This window comes from Streptomyces sp. NPDC059477 (assembly GCF_042749375.1).
Taxonomy (GTDB): domain Bacteria; phylum Actinomycetota; class Actinomycetes; order Streptomycetales; family Streptomycetaceae; genus Streptomyces.
The window spans coordinates 1-9,229 of the sequence record NZ_JBHYUG010000160.1 but is presented as its reverse complement, the minus strand read 5'-3'; the positions used below and the strand labels follow the sequence as shown (position 1 = coordinate 9,229).

Below are 9,229 nucleotides of genomic sequence, written 5' to 3'. Positions count from 1 at the left end.
GGCGGTTCCGTCGGGGATCTGGTACGCGTAGAGGCGCTTCGCGCGGGGGCGGACCTCACGGCCGGCCACGACCGCCTGACCGACGCCGGGCAGGGCCGCCAGCGCGGCCTCCACCTCGCCCGACTCGACCCGGAACCCCCGGATCTTCACCTGCGCGTCGGCCCGCCCGGCGAACACCAGCTCACCGTCATCGGTCCAGCGGGCCAGGTCCCCGGTGCGGTACATCCGCTCCCCGGCCGCGAAGGGGGAAGACACGAACCGCTCGGCGGTGAGCGCCGCCCGCCCCAGATACCCCCGGGCCAGCCCGGCGCCCGCGAGGTACAGCTCGCCGGAAACGCCGGGCGGCACCGGCTGGAGGAAGGCGTCCAGCACATACGCCCGCCGACCGGTCAGCGGCCGGCCGATGGGCAGCACCGGGCCGGTCTCCTCCCCCGGCTCCAGCACCTGCCAGGTCGCGCACAGGGAGACCTCGGTCGGCCCGTACAGATGCCGGACCCGCAGCTCGGGGCAGGCCGCCCGGACACGTTCCACGGCCGCCGGGGGGACGACGTCCCCGCCGGTCAGGACTTCCCGCGCCCCGGCGAAGCAGTCGGGCGCCTCTTCGGCGAGGACACGGAACAGCCCGGCGGTGACGTGCACATGGGTGACCCCGGCGGCGAGGTGCCGCCGTATCGCCGCCGCGTCCACCGCGACACCCGGCTCGGCCACCACGATCCGCGCACCGCTCGCCAGCGGCACCCACACCTCGAACAGCGAGATGTCGAAGGCGTGCGGGGCGTGGAAGAGGACCGTGTCCCCGGGGCCGATCGACCACCCCCGCTCGCCGACCAGCGCCGCCACGCTCCCGTGCGGCACACCGACCCCCTTGGGCGTCCCGGTCGACCCGGAGGTGTACATCACATAGGCGAGATCGTCCCCGGTCGTGCCGTACGACGGCGGCTCGTGCCCGCTGTCCAGGCCCGGCGGCGTGTCGAGCGTCACGACCGGCGCGGAGTCCGCCAGCACGAACGCGACCCGCTCGGCGGGATAGGCGCTGTCGACGGGGACGTACGCCGCCCCCGCTTTCCACACGCCCAGCAGGGCGCCGATCAGCTCGGCCGACCGCTCCAGCCGGACCGCCACCCGGTCACCGCGCCGGACGCCCTGAGCGTGCAGATACCCGGCCACCCGGTCGGAGGCGGCGTCCAGTGCGCCGTACGACAGCCGCCGCTCGCCGTGGACGATCGCCGTCGCGTCGGGGGTCTCGGCCACGCGGGCGCGGAACGCGTGCAGGACGGAGGCGGGGGGTGTCGGGCCCGTGGTGGTGTTCCAGCCCTGGACCACCAGGCCGCGCTCCAGCGGGGCCGTGACGCCGAGACGGCCGACCGGGAGGGTCGGGTCGGCGGCGATCTGTTCGAGGACGCGTTCGAGCTGGCGGGCCAGGTGGAGGGCCTCGTCGTGGGCGAAGAGGTCGGGGCGGTAGGTGATGTGCACGCGCAGCCGTTCGCCGGGCATCACGCCGACGGCGAGGGGATAGCTGGTGCTGGCGCGGGTGGCGACGCGTTCGACGGTGACGCGGTCGTCGGTGCCGGTGTCGGTGCCGGCGGCCGGTTCCGTGGTGCCGCCCGGGTAGTTCTCGAACATCAGCATGGTGTCGAACACCGCGCCCGGCCCGCACAGCGACTGGATCTCCGCCAGCCCGACGTGCTGGTGGGCGAGGAGCGCGGACTGCCGGGTCTGGAGCCGGGTCAGCAGCGCGGCCACGCTCTCGGCGCCGTCGAGGCGCACCCGCACCGGCAGGGTGTTGAGGAACATCCCGACCATCGACTCGACGCCCGCCAGCTCCGGCGGGCGCCCCGCGACGGAGATGCCGAAGACGACGTCGGTGCGGCGGGCGAGGCGGCTGAGGACCATCGCCCAGGCGCCCTGGGCGAGGGTGTTGAGGGTGAGGCCGTGCGCGCGGGCCACGGAGGTGAGGGCGTCGGTCAGTTCCCGGGTCAGGAGGACCGAGTCGCCTTCGGTGGGCGCCGGGGCCCGGCCGGCGGGCGTGGGCGCGATCAGGGTGGGCTCGTCGGCGCCCGCGAGTTCCGTCCGCCAGGCCTCGCGGGCGGTCTCCTTGTCCTGCCGGGCGAGCCAGGCGAGGTGGTCGCGGAAGGAGGGGGCGGGGCCGAGGGCGGACGGGTCACCGCCGGATGCGTAGATCCGGGACGCCTCGGCGAGGACGACCGGGGTGGACCAGCCGTCCAGCAGGATGTGGTGGGAGGTCAGCACCAGCCGGTGGCGCCGCTCGCCGAACCGGATCAGGAGCAGGCGCAGCAGCGGGGCGCCGGTCAGGTCGAAGCGTTCGGCGCGTTCCTGGCGGGCGAGTTCGTCGGCCTTGGCGAGGGCGTCCGCCTCGGCGACGGCTCCGGCTTCGGCTTCGGCTTCGGCGGAAACGGTGAGGTCGGCCTCGCGCCAGCGCGGTGCGGCCGTGCCGGTGACGGCCTGGACGCTGCGGCCGTCGGCGAGTTCGTGGAAGCTCACCCGGAGCATGTCGTGCCGCGCGACCAGGGCGTGCCAGGAGCGGCGCAGCCGGTCGGCGTCCAGGGGGCCGGTCAGATCGAGGACGCGCTGGGTCTCGTAGACGTCGGGGCCCTGGCCGTCGTAGGCGGTGTGGAAGAGGAGGCCCTCCTGGAGCGGGGAGAGCGGCCAGACGTCGGTGAGGGCGGGGACGGCTGTCTCCAGTTCCTCCACGTCGGACTGGGTGAGGGGCAGGAGCGGGAAGTCGGACGGGGTGTGACCGCCCGCCGCCGGGTCGGCGAGGTGGGTGGTCAGGGCGGTGAGGAGGGCGAGCCAGGTGGTGCCGAGGCGGTCGGCGGCGGGGGCGTCCAGGATGCCGTCGGCCCAGTTGAGGGTGACGGTCAGTTCGGGTCCTTCGGCGGTGTCGCGGAGCACGGCCGCCGCCTCGACGGTGTGGACGAGGGGGGTGTCCGGGGCGACGGAGCCGCCGAGCGCGGCGGGGCCGACGGGCTGCCAGAGGGCGTTCTCCGCACCCGCGCCCGGGAAACGGCCCAGGTAGTTGAAGCCGACCTGGGGGGTGGGGAGTGCGGCGAGGACGGCCGCCGTGTCGGGGTTGAGGTGGCGCAGCAGGCCGTGGCCGAGGCCGTCCCCGGGGATCGCCCGCGCCTGTTCCTTGACCGCCTTCAGCAGGGCACCCGCCGCCGGTCCCCCGGCCAGGGCGTCGGTGAGGTCGACGTCGGCGGTGTCCAGCCGGACGGGCCGGGTGTCGGCGAACCAGCCGACGGTACGGGACAGTTCCGCGTCGGCGAGCGGTTCGCGGCCGTGGCCCTCGACGTCGACCAGCAAGGCGGTGTCCGTGCCGGGCCGGGTCCGGGCGAACGCGCCCGCCAGCGTGGCGAGCAGCACCTCGTGGACACCGCAGTGGAAGGCGGCGGCGGTCCGGGCGAGCAGGTCACGGGCCTGGCCGGGCGGCAGGGTCCAGGAGCGGTGGCGCAGGGTGGCGGCGGTGTCGCGCGCGGGGTCGAGCGGGCGGGCGCCGAGCGGGGTGTCGCCGTCGGCGAGGATGCGCCGCCAGGCGTCCAGTTCGGCGGTACGGGCCGGGGTGCGGGCCTCGGTCTCCAGCAAGGTGGACCAGCGGCGGAAGGAGGTGCCCACCGGCTCCAGTTCGGGGGTACGGCCCGCTACGGCGGCCTCGCAGGCGGCCCGCAGATCCGGCAGCAGGATGCGCCATGACACGCCGTCCACCACCAGGTGGTGCACGACCAGGGCGAGCCGCCCGGTCCGCTGTGGCCCGGCGTCCAGCCAGACCAGCCGGACCATGGTCCCGGCCGCCGGGTCCAGCCGGTCCGCCGCCTCCCGCGCGGCTCGCTGCACGGCCTCGTCCGTGTCCTGTGAGGCTTCCGGCTCCACGCGGGAGATCAGCGCGGCCGGATCGGTGCCGCCCCGCTTCCCGACCACGAGCCGTCCGCCCTCACCGGATCGTGCCCGCAGCATGGCGTGGGTGTCGAGCAGGGCGCCGAGCGCGGTCACCAGGTGCTTGGGGTCCAGGCCGGGCGGCGCGGCCACCACCGCCCACTGGGCGAACCCGGGGCGCGCGGCGGCCGGGCCCAGCGCCCGCATGACGGGCGTCCGGCCCAGCTCACCCACCGCGTCGCCGTCACCGTCCCCGGCCCGAACCGGTTCGGCGGGCCGGGCGGCGAGGGCCAGCCGCTCCGGTGTGCGCAGGTCGAAGATCTGCCGGGGGGTCAGGACGAGGTCCGCGCGCCGGGCCCGGGACACCACCTGCATCGAGGTGATCGAGTCGCCGCCCAGGTGGAAGAAGTCGTCCTCGGCCCCGACCCGGTCCAGCCCGAGCACCGCCGCGAAGATCTCGCCGAGCGCCCGCTCCGCCTCGGTACGCGGCTCCCGGCCCGTCGCCCGCCCGGCGAAGTCCGGAGCGGGCAGCGCCCGGTGATCGACCTTGCCGTTGACCGTGAGCGGCAGCGCGTCGAGCACGATCAGGGTGGCGGGGACCATGTACTCGGGGAGCACGGCGGCGAGCCGCTCACGCAGCGCGTCGGCGTCCAGGCCGTCCCCGTCGCCCCCCTCGTCCCCCTCCCCGTCCGGGACGACGTACCCGATCAGCCGGTCCTCGCGGGCGATCACGACGGCCTGGGCGACACCGGGCCGGGCCGCCAGCGCGGCCTCCACCTCGCCCCGCTCGACGCGGAACCCCCGGATCTTCACCTGCGCGTCCGCCCGCCCGACGAAGAGCAGTTCCCCGTCGTCGGTCCAGCGCACCAGGTCCCCGGTGCGGTACATCCGCTCCCCGGCGGCGAACGGCGACGCCACGAACCGCTCCGCCGACAGCCCCGCCCGCCCCAGATACCCCCGGGCCAGCCCGGCGCCCGCGATGTACAGCTCGCCCGTCACCCCGGGCGCCACGGGATGCAGATAGGCGTCCAGGACATACACCCGCCGCCCGGTGAGCGGTCGCCCGACCGGCAGCACCCGCCCGGTCCCGGCCCCCGGCTCCAGTACCTGCCAGGTCGCGCACAGGGAGATCTCGGTGGGCCCGTACAGATGCCGCACCCGTACCTCCGGGCAGGCCGCCCGGACCCGCTCCACCGCCCGCAGCGGTACGACATCCCCGCCGGTCAGCACTTCCCGCGCCCCGGCGAAGGACTCGGGCGCCTCTTCGGCGAGGACGCGGAACAGCCCGGCGGTGACGTGCACATGGGTGACCCCGGCGGCGAGGTGCCGCCGTATCGCCGCCGCGTCCACCGCGACACCCGGTTCGGCGACGACCACCCGGGCGCCGCTCGCCAGCGGCACCCACACCTCGAACAGCGAGATGTCGAAGGCGTGCGGGGCGTGGAACAGCACCGCGTCCCCGGCGCCGACGCCCCAGCCGCGCTCCCCGACCAGCGCCGCCACGCTCCCGTGCGGCACGGCGACCCCCTTGGGCGTCCCCGTCGACCCGGAGGTGTACATCACGTAGGCGAGATCGTCCGGGCCGAGGTCCACGACGGGCGGCGGCCCCACCGTGCCGGCCGCCGCACCGCCGTCCTCCGTGAACGACGGGTCGTCCAGCGCGACGAGCCGTCCGGGTGTCCCGTCCGGTATCAGCGCCCGGGTCGCGCCGGAGCACACCACGGCCGCCGGGGCGCAGTCCCCGAGCAGGAACGCGATCCGCTCGGCCGGGTAGCCGGTGTCCACGGGTACGTAGGCGGCGCCCGCGCGCCAGACGGCGAGCAGGGTGGTGACGAGTTCGGCGGAGCGTTCCAGGACGACGGCGACGCGGTCTCCGGGACGTACGCCTTCGGCGGCGAGGTGGGCGGCCAGCCGGGCGGAGTCCGCGTCGAGCCGGGCGTAGGTCAGCTCGCGGGTGCCGTCCGAGACGGCGACCGCCTGAGGCGTCCGTGCCGCTCGGCGCCGGAACAGCTCCGGGACGGACGACGCCTGCGGGGTCGCGGTGCCGGTCGTGTTCCAGTCGTCGACGACCAGGGTCCGTTCGGAGTCGCGCAGGGCGTCGATGCGGCCGACCGGCTGCCGGGGGTCGGCGGCGAGCTGTTCCAGGACGCGGACGACCCGGCCGAAGATCGCCTCGGCGGTGGCACGGTCGTAGAGGTCGGGGCGGTAGTCGAGCTTGAAGAGCATCCGCTCCTTGGGGACGGCGACCAGGGTCAGCGGATAGTGGGCGGTCTCCTGACCGGCGGCGAAGCGCAGGGTGAAGGCGTCGGGGGCGGCCGGTCGCTCGGGCGGGCGGGGGTAGTTCTCGAAGACGACGAGGGTGTCGAAGGTGGCGGCCGGGCCGGCCAGCCGCTGGATCTCGGCGAGGCCGACGTGCTGGTGGGCGATGAGCGCGGACTGACGGCTCTGGAGCTGCTTGAGCACCTCCACCGCCGGGCGCTCGGCGTCCAGCGCGACGCGCACCGGGAGGGTGTTGATGAACATGCCGATCATCGACTCGACGCCCGCGAGCCCGGCGGGACGCCCGGCGACGGTGGCGCCGAAGACCACGTCCGTACGGCCCGACAGCCGCGCCAGGACCATGGCCCAGGCGCCCTGGACGACCGTGTTGAGGGTGAGGCCGGCGCTGCGCGCGAACGCGGTCAGCCGGGCGGTCGGCTCCTCGGCGAGATCGGCGATCAGGCTCTCGGGCAGCACCGGGGTGCGGGCCGGGTCGGCGGGGGCGGCCAGGGTGGGTTCGTCGGCGCCGAGGAGTTCGGCCCGCCAGGCGGTATGGGCGGCGTCCTTGTCCTGGCGGGCCAGCCAGGCGAGGTAGTCGCGGTAGGAGCTGGGGGCGGGCAGGTGGGAGGAGTCGCCGCCGGCCGCGTAGATGTCGGTCAGCTCGTGCAGCAGGACGGGCATGGACCAGCCGTCCATGATGATGTGGTGGCTGGTGATGACCAGCCGGTGCCGGTCGTCGGCCAGCCGCAGCAGGAGCAGCCGGAGCAGCGGCGGGGCGGCGAGGCTGAAGCGGTGGGCGCGGTCCTCGGCGGCCAGCTCCGCCATCTTGGCCCCGGCCGCCTCGGCGTCCAGTCCCGTCAGATCCTCCGCCCGCCAGGGGAGTTCGACGCTGCGGGCGATGACCTGGACCGCCTCGCCCGACTTGCGGCGCCTGAAGCCCGCCCGCAGCACCGGGTGCCGGGCGGCCAGCGCCTGCCAGGACGCGCGCAGCCGGCCGGCGTCCACGGGGCCGTCCAGGTCCAGGAGCCGCTGCCCTTGGTAGACGTCCGGCCCGTCGCTGTCGAAGGCCGCGTGGAAGAGCAGGCCCTCCTGGAGCGGCGACAGCGGCCAGACGTCCTCGACCTGGGATCGGGTCATCGCGTAACTCTCCTCACAGACGTGCGGGGGCCGGACGGGGCGGGGCGGCGGGGACAGGCGACGGGGACAGGGGGGACGGGCGGCGGTGGATCGGTGGCCGTGGGCCGTCGGCTACGGGGCCTCGTCGGCGAACTCGGCCTCAAGTTCGTCGACGTCGTCCTGGTCGAGGTCGAGGAGCGGGAAGTCGGAGGCGGTGTGACCGCCGGCCGCCGGGTCGGTGGTGTGGGCGGCGAGGCCGCCGAGGAGCCGTAGCCAGGTGTGGCCGAGGCGGGTGACGGCGGCGGTGTCGAGCGGGCCCGTGGGGTGGGCGAGGAGGAGGGAGAGTTCGGGTCCGGCGGCGCTGTCGCGGATGACCGCGCCCGCGCCGAGGACGTGCTTGACGGGCATGTCGGGGGCGTTGGAGCCGCCGATCGCCTGGGGACCGGCGGGCTGCCAGGGGTGGACGTCCGGCGTCGGGGCGGGGAAACGGCCCAAGTAGTTGAAGCCGACCTGGGGGGTGGGGAGCGCGGCCAGCACGGCCGCCGTGTCGGGGTTGAGGTGGCGCAGCAGGCCGTGGCCGAGGCCGTCCTCGCCGGGGACGGCCCGCGTCTGGTCCTTGACGGCCTTCAGCAGGGCGCCCGCGGCCGGTCCGCCGTTCGCGGCGGCGCCGAGGTCGAGGTCTTCGAGGTCGATACGGACCGGGTGGACACCGGTGAACCAGCCGACGGTACGGGACAGTTCGGCGCCGGACAGCGCCGTACGGCCGTGCCCTTCGACATCCACCAGAACATCCCGGACGTCCTGAACATCCTGAACATGATGAACATCCCGAACATCCCGGCCCGTCCCGGTGCGCCACTCTACGACGGCCGCGGCGAGGGTGGCGAGGAGCACGTCGTGGACACCGCAGTGGAAGACGCCGGGGGTCCGTTCGACGATCACCCGGGCCTGGGGCGCGGGCAGGGTCCAGGTGTGGCGTTCGGTGGTGGCGGCGGTGTCGCGGGCCGGGTCGAGCGGCCGGGTGCCGATCAGGGGGTCGCCGTCGCGCAGCAGCCCGCGCCAGCCGTCGAGTTCGGCGACCCGGTCCGGGTGCAGGGCCGCGGACTCCAGAAGGGTGGCCCAGCGCCGGTAGGAGGTGCCGACGGGGGCGGTTTCGGGGGTACGGCCCTGGGCGGCGGCCTCGCAGGCGGCGCGGAGGTCGGGCAGCAGGATCCGCCAGGACACGCCGTCCACGATCAGGTGGTGCGCGACGAACACCAGCCGGCCCACGTGGTCGGGCCCGGCGTCCACCCAGATCAGCCGGAGCATCGCGCCGGCGGCCGGGTCGAGCCGTCCCGCCGCCGCGCGGGCGGCCCGCTGGGCGGCCCCGTCCAGCTCGCCGGGGTCGGTCACGCGCAGTACGGAGATCAGGTCCGCCGGGTCGACGGCGCCCCGTTCCCCGACCACCAGTACGGGCCCGTCCTCGGCCCGCGCGCGCAGCATGTCGTGGGTGTCGAGCAGGGCGCCGAGCCCCGCGGTGAGGGTCTCAAGTCCCAGCGCGGGCGGCGCGCCGACCACCGTCCACTGGGCAAACCCGGGGCGCGCGGCGGCGGCGCCGGACGCGGCGACGGCGGGGGTCGGCGGTACGGGCCCGGTGTCGCCGTCGCGGTCGGTGTCGCCGTCGGTGTCCAGGCGGGCGACGGCGGCGATGGCGGCCGGGGTCTCGTGCTCGAAGACGTCCTGCGCGCTGAACACCACGCCCCGGCGGGTGCCGCGCGCGGCGAGCTGCATCGACATGATCGAGTCGCCGCCCAGCTCGAAGAAGCTGTCCCGCACCCCGACCCGCTCCCGCCCGAGCACCTCGGCGAACAGCTCGCACAGCAGCTTCTCGGTGACGGTACGCGGCTCCCGGCCCGCGCCGGACGCGAACACCGGCGCGGGCAGCGCCCGGTGATCGACCTTGCCGTTGTCGGTCAACGGCAAC

General features: G+C 75.6%; 2 protein-coding genes. Both read right to left on the bottom strand.

Annotated elements, in window-relative coordinates; genetic code table 11:
* Window positions 1-7,287: amino acid adenylation domain-containing protein (locus ACFXAZ_RS38660; RefSeq protein WP_384601513.1), on the bottom strand; the 7,287-nt coding region annotated here is incomplete at its 3' end.
* Between the two features lie 111 nt (window positions 7,288-7,398).
* Window positions 7,399-9,229, bottom strand: a 1,831-nt coding sequence (locus ACFXAZ_RS38655) for a condensation domain-containing protein (RefSeq protein ID WP_384601510.1), incomplete at its 5' end; no start/stop codon positions are given.